We start from the raw sequence: 1673 nt of genomic DNA on the forward strand, positions 1-1673 counted from the left end.
ACGTTGACGCCAGCCGGATTGTTGAGGTTGCTGGCCGCGTCGAACGACCAGGTCTTGTCGGAATTGACCGTCAGCGTGCCTTCGGCAAGCTTGAAGACTACAGACTGACCCGCCGTCAGTGTCAGGATCTGCGTCGTGTTGCCGACCGTGACGTTCACCGTGCTGACGCCGTCGGCACCCGCCGTCAGCGTCCAGTTGCCGGCAAGCGACTGACCTTCGACTACATTCGAAGTCTCCGGATCCGTGATGCCGATCACCGGCATATCGTCGGAGACCGATACGTTGACCGTGCCCTGGGCCGTGTCGCCATCCGTGTCGGAAGCGATCACCTTGACCGAACCGAGGCTCGCAAGGTCGTCGGCATCGATGCCGGGATGGCTCGCGTAGTTGTCGTTCAGCGTCGCCGTCACCGTCGCGCTGTCGCCGCTGCGCACCAGGTCGAGGGTCACGATCGCAACACCACCGGCACGGCCGACGATCTGCGTGTCGGAGACGCGATCCCAGGTCAGCGAACCCGTCAGGCCGCTGGTGTCGCCGAAGGCGATCTTGGCGATCGCGTCCGAGCCCGCATTAAAGCCGATTGTGCCGGCACTCGTCGTCGAACCCGGGGTCGAGCCGTCGGCAAGGTTCTGGTCGTCGAGCGTCAGCGAGGCCGATGCGGATGCCGGATCCACCGTCGGGCCGGCGCCATCGGTCACCGTGATCGTCTGGCTGTCGCTCGTTGTGTCACCATCGGCGTCCGTCGCCGACAGCGAGAAGGTGACGTTGACGCCAGCCGGATTGTTGAGGTTGCTGGCCGCGTCGAACGACCAGGTCTTGTCGGAATTGACCGTCAGCGTGCCTTCGGCAAGCTTGAAGACTACCGACTGACCCGCCGTCAGTGTCAGGATCTGCGTCGTGTTGCCGACCGTCACGTTCACCGTGCTGACGCCGTCGCCACCCGCCGTCAGCGTCCAGTTGCCGGCAAGCGACTGACCTTCGACTACATTCGAAGTCTCCGGATCTGTGATGCCGATCACCGGAACGTCGTCGGAGACCGAKACGTTGACCGTGCCCTCGGCCGTGTCGCCGTCCGTGTCGGAGGCGATCACCTTGACCGCGCCGAGGCTCGCAAGGTCGTCGGCGTCGATGCCGGGATGGCTGGCGTAATTGTCGTTCAGCGTCGCCGTCACCGTCGCGCTGTCGCCGCTGCGCACCAGGTCGAGGGTCACGATCGCAACACCACCGGCACGGCCGACGATCTGCGTGTCGGAGACGCGTTCCCAGGTCAGCGAACCCGTCAGGCCGCTGGTGTCGCCGAAGGCGATCTTGGCGATCGCGTCCGAGCCCGCATTAAAGCCGATCGTGCCGGCGCTCGTCGTCGAACCCGGGGTCGAGCCGTCAGCAAGGTTCTGGTCGTCGAGCGTTAGCGAGGCCGAGGCGGACGCCGGATCCACCGTCGGGCCGGCGCCATCGGTCACCGTGATCGTCTGGCTGTCGCTCGTCGTGTCACCATCGGCGTCCGTGGCCGACAGCGAGAAGGTGACGTTGACGCCAGCCGGATTGTTGAGGTTGCTGGCCGCGTCGAACGACCAGGTCTTGTCGGAATTGACCGTCAGCGTGCCTTCGGCAAGCTTGAAGACTACAGACTGACCCGCCGTCAGTGTCAGGATCTGCGTCGTGTTGCCGACCGT

1 protein-coding gene is annotated in these 1673 nt (G+C 65.0%); it reads right to left on the bottom strand.

Annotated features, from left to right (window positions below; translation table 11 throughout):
• The coding region (locus AB4Z53_RS35280; protein ID WP_441600064.1) for a beta strand repeat-containing protein at positions 1-1673 on the bottom strand (1673 nt) is incomplete at both ends.

It is taken from the genome of Ensifer sp. 2TAB8, assembly GCF_052115125.1.
Classification (GTDB): Bacteria; Pseudomonadota; Alphaproteobacteria; order Rhizobiales; family Rhizobiaceae; genus Ensifer.